This window comes from Kitasatospora sp. GAS204B (assembly GCF_029892155.1).
In the GTDB taxonomy this organism is placed as follows: domain Bacteria; phylum Actinomycetota; class Actinomycetes; order Streptomycetales; family Streptomycetaceae; genus Kitasatospora.
Window position 1 is genome coordinate 21,079 of sequence record NZ_JARZAG010000038.1, and the last position, 15,504, is coordinate 36,582.

8 protein-coding genes are annotated in these 15,504 nt (G+C 67.6%); 7 read left to right on the forward strand and 1 reads right to left on the reverse strand.

From position 1 onward, the window contains the following. Positions 1-1,168: 1,168 nt before the first annotated feature. From P3T41_RS33530 to sbnA, 5 genes are all read left to right on the forward strand, one after another. Complete coding sequence (locus tag P3T41_RS33530; protein WP_280694412.1) at positions 1,169-3,673, forward strand: Pls/PosA family non-ribosomal peptide synthetase; 2,505 nt, start codon at positions 1,169-1,171, stop codon at positions 3,671-3,673. Next, complete coding sequence (locus P3T41_RS33535) at positions 3,670-6,186, forward strand: amino acid adenylation domain-containing protein (RefSeq protein ID WP_280694394.1); 2,517 nt, start codon at positions 3,670-3,672, stop codon at positions 6,184-6,186. The genes P3T41_RS33530 and P3T41_RS33535 overlap by 4 nt, the downstream gene beginning before the upstream one ends. Positions 6,187-6,441: 255 nt before the next feature. Then, positions 6,442-7,446 (forward strand): TauD/TfdA family dioxygenase, encoded by a 1,005-nt coding sequence (locus P3T41_RS33540; protein ID WP_280694396.1) that lies wholly within the window; start codon positions 6,442-6,444, stop codon positions 7,444-7,446. Further along, positions 7,443-8,501, forward strand: coding sequence for a 2,3-diaminopropionate biosynthesis protein SbnB (gene sbnB / locus P3T41_RS33545; RefSeq protein ID WP_280694397.1), 1,059 nt, complete (start codon positions 7,443-7,445; stop codon positions 8,499-8,501). Before P3T41_RS33540 ends, sbnB begins: the two co-directional genes overlap by 4 nt. 37 nt (positions 8,502-8,538) lie before the next feature. Beyond that, entirely contained in the window at positions 8,539-9,525 is a 987-nt protein-coding gene (sbnA, locus tag P3T41_RS33550) for a 2,3-diaminopropionate biosynthesis protein SbnA (protein WP_280694398.1), read from the forward strand. Between the two features lie 109 nt (positions 9,526-9,634). On the opposite strand, the gene P3T41_RS33555 is transcribed toward sbnA, so the two are convergent. Continuing rightward, positions 9,635-10,753, reverse strand: coding sequence for a hypothetical protein (locus tag P3T41_RS33555; RefSeq protein ID WP_280694399.1), 1,119 nt, complete (start codon positions 10,751-10,753; stop codon positions 9,635-9,637). 866 nt (positions 10,754-11,619) lie between these two features. Here P3T41_RS33555 and P3T41_RS33560 point away from each other — a divergent pair. After that, positions 11,620-13,329, forward strand: a complete 1,710-nt coding sequence (locus P3T41_RS33560; RefSeq protein ID WP_280694401.1) for a hypothetical protein — start codon at positions 11,620-11,622, stop codon at positions 13,327-13,329. Between the two features lie 851 nt (positions 13,330-14,180). Then, on the forward strand, positions 14,181-14,675 hold the full coding sequence (locus P3T41_RS33565) for a hypothetical protein (RefSeq protein WP_280694403.1): 495 nt from the start codon (positions 14,181-14,183) through the stop codon (positions 14,673-14,675). Positions 14,676-15,504 lie beyond the last annotated feature (829 nt).

A 15,504-nucleotide genomic window follows, 5' to 3' on the forward strand; every position in this document is an offset into this window, starting at 1 on the left:
GGCGGGTGGGGCAGGGGCGGGGGGCGTTCGGGTGGGTCCAGGCCAATATTGCGTGCTGCTGCCGCGGGCGCTGCCGCTGGGTCGCTGGGGGGGGAGGTGCTTTCTGGGAAATGTTTTTGACGATTGGTCAGGAAATTAGCCGTGGCGCCAGCGCGGTGGGTGGCGGTTCGGGGCGCGGTTGGCAACTGGTGGCAGGGGGTGGGCGAACGGTCCGCTTGGCGGTTCTTTGGGTCGGGTGCGGCCATTGTGTCGGGCGGGTGGGGCGAGAAGGCGTCGGCTGCTACGGCAGTGGCCGATGATGATGGCGCAAAGTAGTGCCACGGACCCTGTGGGTGATGCCTAGGCTGTGGATCTCCGGCGCCGGTTCCACCGAGCGCATGTCATGCTCAGGCCATCAGTCCGGTCGGCCCGTGCCGGGTCCTGGCCCGGGTGGGGTTCGTGGCCGTCGGTCGTCGTGGTCCGGGCCGGGCTGGTGGAGAGAGACGAGGAGTACCTGTGGCACACGTGTTGGTCCGACGGCTGGTACCGCAGCTGCGTCCGGGTGCGGGGCGCAGATCGGGCGGTAGGCCGCGTGTGCGACGTTGACGCAGCGCTCTGTAGCGGGCGTCGCTGAGCCGCTGGTTCACGGTGCACCCGGACACGGTGGAGCAGCGCAGCAAAGAGCCGGACCGTCAGCCGCCGGAGCATCCGCAAGCCCTGCGGCCCGCGGTGGCACAGCAGTGGCGGTGGCCATGGCGATCTGCACACGGCGCGGCGTCGCGAGGGCCGGGGCACCGGCGGCGCCGCGATCCCCGTGCGGGTCAGGACGCCGGCGCGATGCCGGCAGGCAGCGCTCGGCGTCAGGCGTGGAGGCTACCGAACACCTCAGGCACCAGCGCGTGGGCGCCCATCGCGACACGGCATGAGCGCCAGGTGCCCGCAGGTCCGGCCACGCGACTCGACAAAGCGCCCGTCACGGCGTCCGTGGCCCGCGCCGTCGCCGGCTGCGCAGCAACCACCTTGCCAAACCGAGAAGTGAGTGCCGAAGACACGACACTCGCCCTGAGGAGTTCACGTGGCAGAAGAACCCGCCGATGTCCCAGTCCCCGAGCAGCCGGCTACGCAGGAGATCCGCGCGGATGCGGCGCGAGATGTCGAGACGGTCTACGCCTCGGTGCTGGCCGAGATCATGGGTATCGAACGGCTGTCCGTCGACAGCCACTTCTTCGACGAGCTCGGCGCCGACTCCATGGTGATGGCCCGGTTCTGCGCACGCGTCAGGAAGCGCGGTGAGGTGCCGCCGGTGTCGATGAAGGACATCTACCGGCACACGAGCGTGCGAAGTCTGGCCGCCGCGCTTGCCGGCGCCGCGCCTGCCCCCACCGCGGCGGCGCCCGCACCGCCGCCCGACCCGGTGCTACCGGGCAGCACGGCGCGGTACATCCTGTGCGGAACGCTGCAGTTCGTCGCCTTCCTCGCGTACTCCTACCTCACCGCGCTCGCCACCACGCGGGGTTACGACTGGGTCTCATCCGGGCAGGGCCTGGCGGCCGTCTACGGGCGCGCGGTGGCCTTCGGCGGGGCCTACTTCATCGGACTGTGTGTCTTCCCGGTCGTGGCCAAGTGGATCCTGATAGGCCGCTGGAAGCCCGGTGAGTTCCCGGTCTGGAGCCTGGCGTACCTGCGCTTTTGGATCGTCAAGTCCTTGGTGCACACGAACCCGATGGTCCTGTTCGTCGGAAGTCCGCTGTACGTGCTGTACCTGCGGGCACTGGGCGCGCGGATCGGCAGGCAGGTCACGATCCTCACCCGCACCGTTCCGGTGTGCACCGACCTGCTCACGGTTGGCGCGGGCACGGTCGTACGCAAGGACGCGTTCCTGCTGTGCTATCGGGCGCACGCCGGGTGCATCCAGGCCGGGCCGGTCACCCTGGGCCGGGATGTGTTCATCGGTGAGCGGACCGTACTCGACATCGACACGTCGATGGGAGACGGCGCACAGCTGGGTCACACGTCCGCGCTGCACAGCGGGCAGGCCGTACCCGCGGGCGAGCGCTGGCACGGGTCGCCCGCGGGGCGTACCGAGCTGAACTACCTGAGGGTCGCACCCGCGGTGTGCGGCGGTGTGCGGCGGTGTGCGTTCGCCGTGTTCACCTTGCTCAAGACGGTCCTGGTGACGGTGCCGCTGACGCTTGTGGGCCTGTACGTCCTGCTGAACGACCTGCCGCTGCTGGAGGGGGCCGGCGCGCAGTCGCCGACCTCCTGCGCGTTCTACCTGGACACACTGCTGCTGTCCGCCGTGCTGTTCTTCGGCTTCGTCGTTGCGGGACTCGGTGTGCTGTTCACCGTTCCGCGGCTGACGCGTCTGGTGATCGAACCGGGGCGGACCTATCCGCTGTACGGCGCGCGCTATGCGATGCATCGAACGGCCGCGCGGATGACCAACCTGAAGTTCTTCATCTGGCTCTTCGGCGACAGCTCCTACATCGTCCACTACCTCACCTGCCTGGGGTACGACCTGTCGCAGGTGGAGCAGACGGGTTCGAACTTCGGCGGCGCGGTGCAGCACGAGAGCCCATACCTGAGCGCGGTCGGCAGCGGGACGATGATCGCCGACGGGCTGTCGATCATGAACGCGGACTACTCCAGCACATCCTTTCGGGTGTCCCGGACGAGCATCGGGGCGCGCAACTTCCTCGGGAACTTCATCGCCTACCCACCGGAAGGCAGGACAGGAAACAATGTTCTCCTGGCGACGAAGGCGATGGTCCCGCTCGACGGCGAGATCCGTGAAGACGTGGGTCTGCTGGGCTCGCCGTGCTTCGAGATCCCCCGCACGGTGGAGCGCGACACCCGCTTCGAGGGCCTGCGGGCCGAAGAGGAGCTGCGCCACCGCCTCAGGGCGAAGAACCGCCACAACCTGCACACCATGGGCATCTTCCTGCTCCTGCGGTGGCTGGACTTCTTCGTGCTCACCGCGCTCGCCCTGGCCGCCATCGGACGCGACGACGCGTTCGGACAGCTGCTGGACACCGTCTTGCTGGTGGCCGGCCTCGGCTTCACAGCCGTGTACTTCGCGATCGTGGAGCGCTGGTTGACCCGCTTGCGCCCGTTGCGGCCGCGGGTGTGTTCCATCTACGACCCGTACTTCTGGCGGCACGAGCGCCTGTGGAAGGTCCCGGACACACATTTCGCCGTCTTCAACGGCACACCGTTCAAGAACGTGCTCTGGCGGCTGTTGGGCGTGCGGCTCGGCAAGCGGGTCTTCGACGACGGTTGCTATCTGACGGAGCGCACGTTGATCACCATCGGGGACGACTGCGTGCTCAATGCCGGAAGCAAGCTCCAGTGCCACTCGCAGGAGGACGGCACGTTCAAGTCCGACCACATCGTGCTCGGAGCCCACTGCACCATCGGTGTCGGCGCGCTCGTCCACTACGGGGTGGCGATGGGCGAGAGTGCCGTACTGGCCGCCGACTCCTTCCTCATGAAGGGCGAGGACGTGCCCGCGCACGCCCACTGGGGTGGAAACCCCGCCACCGCGACGCGAGCGCCCGCCGGCCACAGCCCCCGCACGCCAGGGCCCCGGCGGCTCGACGTCGTGGCGGCGGCACACAGAAGGCAGCAGGGCGGCATCCGACCCGCATCGCCCGTGCGGCACCAAGGCAACGACGAGAAAGTGAAGTCACCATGATCAACCCACCCGGCAGTGCACGGGAATTCTGGCGTGACATGCTCGCCGCGGCCCACCCCACCACGATTGCCCACTGGATCAGCAAGCCAGCACAGGCAGTTGCGGAGCACGAGGACGTCATCGCCGCCGATCTCGAAGCGGCACTGCACCGGTTGGCCGATGCGTGCGCGGTCTCCTTCGACGCGGTGCTCCTGGCCGCCCACGCGAAGGTTCTCGCGGCACTGTCTGGCGAGCCGGAGGTCGTGACCGGCTACGTCCTGACGCCCGGTGCAGCGGCGTTGCCGTGCCGCCTGACGACCAGGCCCTCCTCGTGGCGGGCGCTGCTGCTCGAAGCCCACCGCACGGCATCAGGACTGCGCACGTACCGCGACTTCCCCTTGGACGCCATGCTGCGCGATCTCGGCCTGACGCAGCCGGTGCTCACGTCGCTCTTCAGCGCAACTGGCCACGGCGGCGAACTCGCCCAGAACACGGTGCTGTCGGTGGCGTTCACCCGGCGTGGCGAGCACCTGGCGCTGCGATTGCGGTACCGGACGCAGGCCCTGGACGCGGACTTCGCCGCGCGGATCGCGGGCTACCACCAGGTGGCGCTGGCGTTGATGGTGGCCGGCGTGGACGCCGTGCACGGACAGCTGAGTCTGCTGTCAGCCGAGGAGCGCCGTTTCCAACTGGAGCAGTTGGCCGGTCCGGTCCGCGAGCTGCCAAACCGGCGCTTCCACGAGCTGTTCGAGGAGCAGGTACGGGCACGCCCCGATGCCGTGGCCGTCGTACGAGGCGAACGGCAGTGGACCTATCAGGAACTCAACCAACGCGCCAACGCATTGGCGCGGGCACTGCTGGCACGAGGGCTCGGCGCCGAAGACGTCGTGGCGGTGGTCACCGAGCGCACCCTGCACTGGGCGGCCGCCGTCCTCGCGGTCTTCAAGGCAGGCGGTGTCTACCTGCCCATCGAACCGCATTTCCCGGGCGAGCGGATCACGGCCATGCTCGCGCGCGCGCAGTGCGAACTGGTGGTGACCGAGCCCGCCAGCACCACCACCCTCGACCAGGCGCTGAAGTCGCTGCCGCAGGTGCGCACGCTGTTCATCGACGCGGCTCTGGAGGAGGGTCACGCCGGCAATGACCTCGGCGTCGAGGTGGCGGCGGATCGGCTGGCCTATGTCTTCTTCACCTCCGGTTCCACCGGTGAGCCCAAGGGCGCGATGTGCGAGCACGCGGGGATGCTCAACCATCTCTACGCGAAGGTCGGCGACCTGGGGGTCTCCCAAGGGCAGGTGGTCGCGCAGACGGCACCGCAGTGCTTCGACATCTCGCTGTGGCAACTGCTCGCAGCCCTGCTGGTCGGTGGGCGGACCCTGCTGATCGAGCAGGAGGTGATCCTGGACGTGGACCGGTTCATGGACAAGATCGCCCAAGGACGCGTCGCGGTGCTCCAGGTCGTGCCCTCGTATCTGGAAGCGGTGCTCTCCCACCTGGAACGGCATCCGCGTGAACTGCCCCACCTGCGATGCGTATCGGTCACCGGCGAGACACTGAAGAAGGAACTGGTGCAACGCTGGTTCGCCGCGAAGCCGGGAATCAGACTCGTCAATGCCTACGGCCTGACGGAGACGTCGGACGACACCAACCACGAAGTCATGGACCACGCCCCGGACGGCGACCGCGTCCCGCTGGGCCCCTGCGTCCCCAACGCCCGCGTCTACATCGTTGACGACAACCTCTCACCGGTGCCGCTGGGCGCCCCCGGGGAGATCGTCTTTTCCGGAGTGTGCGTCGGGCGCGGCTACGTCAACGACCCCGAGCGCACCCGCCAGTCCTTCACCACCGACCCCCACCGCGCCGGCGAACGGCTCTACCGCAGCGGCGACATCGGCCGCTGGCTGCCGGGCGCCAAACTGGAGTTCCTCGGCCGCAAGGACGACCAGGTCAAGATCCGCGGCTTCCGGATCGAGATCGGCGACATCGAGAACGCGCTCCTTCGCGTACCCGGTATCCGAGACTGCGCCGTGGTGATCGCCGAACGGATCGACCACAGCAAGCACCTCGCGGCTTTCTACCACGCACCCCAGCCGCTGGAGAGCGACATCCTGCGGGAGCGTCTGGGCGCGACACTGCCCGCGTACATGGTTCCCACCACGTTCAACTGGCGCGAACGACTGCCCCTGACCGCCAACAGCAAGATCGACAGAAGGGCGCTCACCGCCCTCGCAGCGCAACTCGACACCCCCGACGGGACCTGCCAGGCCCCGCGCACATCGGCCGAGAAGCGGCTGGCGGCAGCATGGGCGAAGGTTCTCGGCGTGCCCGAGAACCGGATCAGCAGGCAGGACCACTTCTTCGACCTGGGCGGCACGTCACTGTCGGCGGTGAAGCTGGCCATCGCCCTGGACCGCGCGGTGTCTTTGAAGGACATCACCCACCGCCCGATCCTGGCGGACCTGGCCGAGCTGGTCGACAAGAACCCTGATGCCCATGCCGGACGACAACCTGGACACGGCTTCGACCAGGGATGATGGCTTCATCTCTCCCACCGCCCAGACGTGGCAGGCCCCTGCGGGGAAGCCTCCGTTGCCGCCGGCGCCTCACCATCACCCCGGTCGGGCCGATCGCCACCAACGACAGGTCAATCGGGCGCGGCCTGCTTCTGCGTCACGCCCGATCACCTCCCTCGTCCACCAAGCGGACCGAACAGGCGCGCAACCACCGACAAGCCGTCACACCACGCTAGGCCCGAAGGAACACGCGCCATCCCACGAAAAGGACCACACATGTCATCATCACCCCTGAACCTCGCGCTCAATGTGGAAGTCAGCCCGGGTAAACCGCCCCTGCTGCGAGCCCAAGCCCTCGGCGCCACCCGGCAGTGGGCAGCCACGCATCGGGACGCGCTGCGCGCCGTCGTCGCCGAGCACGGCTCGGTGCTGGTCCGCGGACTGGGGCTGCTCGACACCGCGGGAGCCGGCGCTGTCTTCCAGGAGATAGGAAGCACACTGCTGCCCGAGGCGGAGCCCTTCGCCCCCCGGCTGCCGTACGGCAACGGTGTGCACTCCTCGACGAAGTGGCCGCAGAACCAGCCGATGTGCATGCATCACGAACTGAGCCACCGGCTGGAGTTCCCCGCCCTGATGCTGTTCGCCTGCCTGACCGCACCCGCCAGCGGCGGGGCCACCACAGTGGCCGACGCGCCATCGGTGCTGCAGGCGCTGCCGGCCGCACTGGTCGAGCGGTTCGAACGCGACGGCTGGCTACTCACCCGCACCTACAACGAGGAGATCGGAGCCTCCGTCGCCGAGGTCTTCGGCACCGAGGACCGCCAGGCGGTCGAGACCTACTGCCGGGCCAACGCCATCGACTTCGACTGGCAACCCGACGGCGCACTACGCACCCGCCAGCGGCGCAGTGCCGTGCTGCGGCACCCGGTCAGCGGCCGGCGCTGCTGGTTCAACCAGGTCGCCTTCCTCAACGAATGGACCATCGGCGACGAAGTGCGTGAATACCTCCTGGACGTCTACGGCCCCGACAAACTGCCGTTCAACACCTGCTTCGGCAACGGTGATCCGATCGACAAGGACATCGTGGAACTCCTGAACGCGGTCTACGAGGACCACACGCTGCGCGAGCCCTGGCAGGACGGCGACCTGCTCATCGTCGACAACATCCGCACCGCACACGGCAGGGAACCCTTCGAAGGGCCACGCGAAGTGGTCGTCGCCATGACCGACAAAACCCGCCTGGCCCACTGCAGCCCCACCACGCAGGTGACCGCCCCGTGACCACACACGCTGCGTCAGGGCCCGAAAAGCCAGCCGGGGCACCACCGTTCGCGGTGATCACCGGCACCCAGGTCCACCAGGCACTGCACGGCCGACAAAAACAGATCACGGAACTCGTCGAAGCCACCTACCGGCTGCATGCGGACGGAGAAACGCTCAACCCGCCCTCGTACTTCCTGCAGTTCCCCGACCGGCCCTCGTCGCGGATCATCGCGCTGCCCGCCTCGATCGGCGGGGACCTGCGGGTCGACGGACTGAAGTGGATCTCCAGTTTCCCGCAGAACGTCGCGACGGGCACCCCGCGGGCCTCGGCGGTGCTGATCCTCAACGACCACGCCACCGGCTACCCCTTCGCCTGCCTGGAAAGCTCCATCATCAGCGCCACCCGCACCGCCGCCTCAGCCGCACTCGCCGCCGACCACCTCACCCGAACCCGGCAACGCCCCACCCGCATCGGGTTCTTCGGCACCGGACTGATCGCCCGCTACATCCACACCTACCTGGCGGGCACCGGCTGGACCTTCGAGAGCATAGGCGTCCACGACCTGTCCGCCGACAGCGCCGACGGCTTCCGCACCTACCTCGAACAATCAGGGGCCCGCGCCGCGCTCACCGTGCACGACAATCCCGAACAACTCATCCGCCGCAGCGACCTGATCGTCTTCGCCACCATCGCAGGCACGCCCCACGTCCACGACGTGCGATGGTTCGACCACCACCCCGTCGTGCTGCACGTCTCCCTGCGGGACCTGGCCCCCGAAGCACTGCTCACCTGCGCCAACTTCGTGGACGACATCGACCACTGCCTCAAGGCCGACACCTCGCCCCATCTCGCCGAAAAGCTCACCGGCACAAGGGACTTCATCACCGGAACCCTCAACGACGTCGTCACGCGGCAGGTGACCGTCCCCAACGACCGCACCGTGGTGTTCTCCCCCTTCGGACTCGGCGTCCTCGACCTCGCCGTCGGCAAATACGTCTACGACGCGGTCACCAGCTCCGGAGAACTCCACGTCATCCCCGACTTCTTCCACGAACTGCGCAGGTACGGGTGAACAAGCGCCGTACCGCGACCGACGAGAGGAGGACGCCATGGGCGTCATAACCGCTCCCATGGACTTCAACGAGGAAGAACTCTACGTCGACCTGCGACCCATGACCGGCCACCGCGTCTTCCTCAAGTGCGAAGGCGTCAACTTCGCGGGCTCGATCAAACTCAAGGCCGCCAGCGCCATGGTGGAAGCCGCGATCCACAGCGGCGCCCTCACCCCGGAATCGACCCTCGTCGAATCCTCCTCAGGCAACCTCGGCGTGGCCCTCAGCATGATCGCCGCCAGCAAGGGCTACCGCTTCGTGTGCGTCACCGACACCCGCTGCAACCTGTCCACCCGACGCCTGATGGAAGCACTCGGCAGCCAAGTCCACATCATCACCGAACCATCCGCCACCGGCGGCCTGCTCGGCGCACGGATCGACCACGTCAGCGCACTGTGCGCCGCGGACGACCGGTACGTCTGGCTCAACCAGTACACCAACCCAGCCAACTGGAAAGCCCACTACCACACCACCGCACCAGCCATCGCCCGACGGTTCCCACACCTGGACGTGCTGTTCGTAGGAGCCGGTACCACCGGCACCCTGATGGGCTGCGCACGCTACTTCCGCGACTCGCACCACCGCGCGCGCATCATCGCGGTGGACACCGTCGGCTCAGTGACCTTCGGCGGCCCACCCGCCCCCCGGATGATCCCGGGCCTTGGGACCAGCGTGCGCCCACCCATCCTGGACGAGTCCTACGTCGACGAGGTCATCCAGGTCGAGGAGGCGGACACCATCCGCACCTGCCACCACCTGGCGCGACACGGATTCCTCTTCGGCGGCTCCACCGGAACCGTCGTCAGCGGCGCGACCAACTGGCTGAGCCGGCACGACGCGCAGCACCTCACCACCGTCGCCATCGCCCCTGACCTGGGCGAACGCTACCTCGACACCATCTACCAAACCAACTGGGTGCAGGACCTCTACGGCGGACACCTGCTGCGGAGCGAGGAACTGACCATCGACGCCCGCAAACCCTGACCACCACAGCCGTGCAGCCGCCGCCACGCCCCGTGACACGGTGGACGGGGGTGCCTTCGTATAGGCCCGTTGAAGGCACCCCCGTACCGCAGCCCCAGGACGCCCGAGGTCAGCGTTGGCAGGTACCGTCGGCCGGCACCGCGGCGAACGCCACCGAGGAGGGACCGCTTCCGGTGTTGACCGCTGCGGTGACCGTGTTGGTGGCAGTGTCGATCACCGAGAGCCCGCGCGGATTGCCCAGAGAACTGGCGACGTAGGCCTGGCGCCCGTCGGGGGTGAAGGCCACGGTCATCGGATTACGACCAACGGTGATCGTGTTCGGCAACGCCGTGGCCGTTGCCGTGTCGACCACGGCCACCTCGTCGGACGCCGCTTCCGTGACATAGGCGCGGCTGCCGTCGGGGGTGACCGCAATACCTTCCGGCAGCCCCCAGCCGGGCAGCTTGATAGGCGCGCCGGAGACACGCGCCGTTGCCGCATCCACGGTAATCACCGTCCTGCTCACGCTGCCCGCGACGTACACCTGTCGGCCATCGGGAGCCACAGCGACGCCCTGGGGATCCCGGCCCTGCGGACCGAGGCCGACACTGGAGGTGACCTTGCGGGCAGCGGTGTCGATGATCGCCAGCGTGCTCTTGGCCGCGCTGGTGACGTAGGCGTGCGTCCCGTCGGGGGCAAAAGCGATCGCCGCGGGGCTGAGGAGGCCGTCGTCGCTGATGGTGTCGATCACGCGGTCGCTCGCCGTGTCGATCACCGTGATGCTTCCCGGGTCCTCGGTCGTGCCGGAGTTGACCACGTAGGCATAGCGGCCATCGGGCGTCAGCGCGACCTGAACAGGCTGGCGCCCGACGGCCACCGCGCCCAGAACATTCCCTGTCCCGGTGTCGACCACCGATACGGTCTGCGGGGGAGTCGAAGGGTCAACGGGGTTGAGGGGCAGGCCACCGAAGTTCGCGACGTATGCCTTCTTCCCGTCGTGGGTGATGGCAATCGACGAGGGGTTCAGGCCCAGGCCAGTGGTGGTTCGGACGACCTCGTGCGACGTGGTGTCGAGTACTGCCAGGCTGCTCCTCGCCCCCGACGGGTTGTCGGCGTTGACCACGAAGGCGTAGAGACCGCCGGGAAGGCAGGAGGCAGAGGAAGGGGCCGCTGCGGTAGCCCCAGGAGCGGCTGCCCCGACGGTGGAAATGGTGACCGCTACCGCGGCCAGCGCCAGTGACTTATTCATTCGTTCTCTCCACTCGGCACTCTGTACAAGTATTGATATTGCTCACGGCTTGTCGCCGTGTCATAAATTAGTAGCGGTTTGGAGGTAGACCTTGCCACCTCATTTAGTTGTGGTCGGCTACTACTTTGATCCAGCTTGGCCTCGATCCGTCAGCTGCTTCCGCTCGGTGATGCCTCGGCGGTTCGCCCGAAATGTCTTCGATGTCATCGAGGCGGGCCGTCGCGTGACGCTGTGGGGACGCCGGGTTCCACGGGCCCGGGAGCGCGCTCCCTTCTGATCGTCGGAGCGAGGGTCGGGCGTCAGGCGCCGGTCGGAAGGTCGGTGAGCTGCTGCCAGCTCGATCCGGAGCCAGCGGCGGCGGGCGTGTGTCGCGAGGCGGGCGGGCAGGTGGTAACGCCGCAAGCGCATGGTGTCGGGCTCGACCTGGGCCAGGCCGTCGATGTCGTGCAGGGCCCGCAGCCGGACCCAGGCATCGAGGTCGGCCGCCGCCGGACACCGGGTTTTCGTGCGCCGCGAACCCGCCGTCCTCGTGCGCGGCCAGCGCAAGCGAGGGCTGAAGATCCCATCAACCTGGCCCTGGGCGGACGAGATCGTCACCGCGTTCCGCCGCCTGCAGGTCCTGCCCCGCCCCACCTGACCTGGGTAAGCGCCTGGCCGAGCACCGAGAAAAGGCCACCTCGCCATTCCCGGACCAGGCCCGTGGAACCCGGCTCCACTACGTATTCTCCCCGTTCCCGTACGGGGAGCAGAGTGAAATAGTTGACCAGTTCATGTCCTCGCGCCGGTCAAAGGCGCGAAGAGAAATCGAGACGCAACGACAGAGGCACGAGATTGCAGCGAGATCACCGCTCGAGGAGATGGGAAGCATGACTACCCCGCATGACGCGCAGGACCAGGGTTCATCGCCCTTCTCGGATGCGCAAAGGCGTCAGGATGCTATGGCCGCCGAGCTTGACACGATTAATCGCCTACGGGGGCTGGATCTCACTGCTCGCACGGGTAGGTTTGCTGACAGGTATCCCGCGAGACCGGATGATAAAAAGGGGGTCGAGCAGAAAGACCACGAGGCGAATGCCCGCAGCCTTCTTGGCGAAGCCAGAAAGTATGAATTGATTCAAGACGGCGATATTCCAAATGGATTGGCTGACATTCAGGGGGCGGACCTGTATGCCGCAGTTCGAAAAGCGGCAAAGAATGGGGTCGACAGATCCAATGCCCTGCAGGCGGACATTGGTGAAATCCGCGAGTGGATGCAGGATGTGCTAGATGTTGGCCCGTTGCATCCAGAACACCCTCAATTCAGGCCGCAGCCGCCGCCGGGGCAGCCCGGCGATCCTGAAAGTCTTGATGATGCTCTTGGTGATCGGTCGCTATCGGCTTCGGGCCACCTCGAGGAGCCACCGCCGCCACCACCGGCGGATGCCTATCCGGGAGACGGGGAGCACGGATCCCCATCCAGTAGCCCAGAGAAACCTCCAGAGGTTCGAGGGCAGGACCAGGCTCCTGGAATCACCGAGAGGGGACAGGGAAACCCGGAGCCGGCACCCGCCCCGCAGCATCATATGCATGCGGTGCTAGGGGAAGAAGATATCAAAAATGCCAGGGAGTGCATGGCACTCCTTGCGGGAACGCTCGAAATCGAAGGGAACGGCCGAGGCCGACCGGGGCCTGGGATCGCCGACATGCAAGACGCTTTTTCGCAGCGGTACCTCAAATCGGCGAGGGAACAGGCAGCCAAGATTGGCATCGAAGGAGCCGATGATCTTTCGGGGAGGGACCTTCTGCGCGAATTTAATCTTTGGGAAGCGCGCCGGGGCGGGGATAAATTCATCGGCTTTCCAGCAGTAGCCGCCCAGGCACCCGAGGCACATGGGCAGCGCGGGCCGGGAAACATTGCATGGGACGAGTTCAAGAACTCCATCAAGAACTCGATTTCGAGCCTTGCGGGCTGGGCCAAGAAGCACCCGATTGCGGCGGGGGCCGGGGCGGTAGCTATTGGCTCTGCGGCTGTTTTGGCGGCCGTGTTTGCCCCGCCCGCTGCCATTGCGATAGGTGGCCTTGCTGCGGCTTCTGCAGGGGCAGTTGTTGGTAAAGGAATTTACGATGCTCGCGCTCCTTTGAAAGAGTTAGCCAAAAATAGCTTCGGAAAATTCTCGAGCGGAATCAAGAGCCTCTTCGGCGGGCCCCGGCCATCCAGGAATATCGGGCAGGAGACGCAACCAGAGCCGGCGCCTGGGCCAGTGCAGCCAGCGGCAAGGGTGGGGCCGCAACAACCGGTGCAGCAGCCGGTAGCGGTTGAGCAGTCGACGGAACGGGCGGTACGCCCCCCTGCGCCTTTGGCGCAGCCGCAGAGGCTTCAGAAGCCGGCCCCGGATCAGAAGGACATGGAGCGGGAGACGCCTTCGAAGCGCCAGGAGATGCCCTTGTCTACTGGCGACCGGCTGGCTGCGTCACTGGAGAGACTTGAGGACCTGCAGCCCAACGTCTCGCTGCCCAAGCCAAACCCCTCACCGCGGCGCAGCCAACCATCGGTGGAGCACGAGCAGCAGCGGCATGGAAATCCCGGACTCTCGTGATCCGTTGGGGACCTGCGCAGTTGCCTGCTGCCCCGGCCCAGCGGGCGCCGGCGACCCAGGGGAACTCTGCTGCTCAATTGTGACTGCTCACGACCGCACCAGGCTCCGCAAGCACCTCGAGTTCGGATACCTCACCCCACTCGAGACGGCCGCGTCCCCTGGAGTGGTGTAGCCGATCAAGCCGGTAAAAGCGCAGCTCACGACCGGAATCCTGGTTCCGGGGACCATGGGCAGGCTGACGGTGCGTCAGCCTGCGAGCTTCGGTCGGAGCACTCCACTCTCACGATCCTGGCCGCCGCCCGCCTGCAAGCGGAGGTGCCGGCTGCTACGGGCGACGTGATGCGCGATCGCCTGGAGGCGGAGCGCACCCGATGGATCAACCAGATCGGCACGGCCGCCCGCGAGCTGGTCGACAGCCTGCTGCCACTGCTCATGGATCTCTGGGCCGGCAGGCCATGACGCGGCGCGGGCCGGCGCGTCATGCCGGCCCGCCGGGCGGCGGCAGCCGCACGCCCCCGGGCGGGAGCGGCCTGGAGGGTATCCATGACGGCAACCTTCTCAAGATCACCCCTACGGTTGGTATTGGCGGCCCGCGATCGCCTCAAGTAGGACTTTTGTCAGGGGAGTTGGTTGAATTTGTAACCTCCGGGGTGGGGTCGGCGCACGGCCGCAGGCGCGTCCCTCGCATGCCGGGCCCGGTGGCACGCTACGGTTCGATGCACCGGAGAGACCCTCAACAGCCCGGCCACGACGATGCGACCGGTCGGCCAGGGCCTTGCTGCACCCGCGTGCGCCTCCTGCCGTACGGGGACGGGCGGGGAGTGCGTGACCGTTGTGAAGGAGAGTTTTGAGTGACAGAGGTGGCGCTGCAGCCCCGCTACTGGTTCGTCCAGCCGTCCCAGGCCGAGTGGGCCGGCGGTTGTGTCAGAGCGCTGGATCCTCAGATGCTCCAGCGACACACTCTGTCCAGGGATTGCGCAGACATCCTGCGGGTCGCTGACGCGTTCCAAACTGTGCACCCTGCGCGGCGCGTGGTGTTCTTCGAGGACCTGACCGCGTGGCTCGAACGCGCAGGCAGCAGCTGGGCACAGCTCGGCACCAACTGGCGCGAGGGTCTGGCGGAGCTGAGGAAGGTGCCCGCCCCGGCGCTGACCATCACACTCGACCAGGCCACCTCGTCTGTTACGAGCGCTGCCCAGGCTGGCACACGGGATACCGGGAGCGGGCCGCGGAACCTCTCGTGCGCCGGCCCCGACGCCCTGGCCCTCATCGAACGCGAGCTCATCTGCTACTGGTCCCAGTACATCAGGGTGCTCACCAGCCTGGGCGCGCTCACCAGCCACTGACCGCACACCCGCTGGCCGCGTAGGCTGCCACAATCCGCAGGCGGCGGCGCGCCTGCCTCGTGCATGTTCACCGAGGCTCGCGACGACGACAGCCCTCAACCTGATCAAAGAGGTGGCCGCCACCGCGCCGACCTGGGCCGGCCGGGCACTTGGCCGGCCTTCACGTGTGGCTGCGGGAGCGTCGGTTGCCCTGGTGCACCGTCCCGTGCCGGTCGGCGTGATCCTGGAAAGTAACGGGAGCGGGTGCGTTGCGGTGGTCGGCTGCGCGGTACGGGCGCAGCGGGGCCTGCTCGTGTCGCTCTCGGGTTGGCAGCCGGCGCGGGCGGTAGGGACCGCGGGCGTGGCCTTCGCGCGGATGCGACGGTAATCACCCGGCGGATCTGTCGGTCCCTGTGGTCGCACCCGATGGTGAGCCGAGTCGCAGGGCACATTACAGCGCTGGATGGTTTCGGCGGCGTCGCCCAGGCCGGTGGCACGGGCGGGGATTGGCGCGCCGATGGCGAATCCCGGGTGGCGCCGGCTTCGCTGGAGCCCAGCCTGCCCTCCGCGCAGGTCCTCACAAAGGGGGGCGGCTTCGCTGCTTCGAGGATGCGTGCCGTCAAGCCTGCCTCGTACCGGGCGCGGTGCTCAGCAGGTCCGGGACGAGCACCGCGAGCGGTGCAGGTAACCAGTGCCGCCCGCCCCGGCCCCCACACCCCGGCGCCGGATCGCCGGCGCCGGGGTGTGGGGGCCGGGGCGGGCGGTGGTGCGGCACGGCATGTCGGTTCGGGCTTTCATGTGCCGCTACCGGGATCGGTTGTCTGTGCAGGATGAGCGTACTGAGAGGCCG